We start from the raw sequence: 263 nt of genomic DNA on the forward strand, positions 1-263 counted from the left end.
CTGTTGGGACTCCAAGAAGTCTTACCCCACCATCAGGTTTAGGTATTTCTACTCGTCTGACTGGATGGGGTTTGTACTTCCCACTTCTCAAACTCTCTAGAAATTCATCCTTGTTCTCTTTTAGATAAGGCATTAACTCATCGACTGTCATCCCGTCAACACCTGCCGCACCTCTGTTTTGCTTTACTCTTTTGTAAGCTGCATTTAAATTTCCTGTGTGTAGTAATTTATCAAGTAAACTTTCTGCACCGTCTTTCTCGCTA

Annotated in this window: 1 pseudogene; it reads right to left on the reverse strand. The window is 41.8% G+C overall.

The window, feature by feature from the left end:
* Positions 1-263 (reverse strand): annotated as a pseudogene (locus CDO51_RS14000) (group II intron reverse transcriptase/maturase); the annotation flags it as partial.

Origin of the sequence: Natranaerobius trueperi (assembly GCF_002216005.1) — a bacterium.
Classification (GTDB): Bacteria; Bacillota; Natranaerobiia; order Natranaerobiales; family Natranaerobiaceae; genus Natranaerobius_A; species Natranaerobius_A trueperi.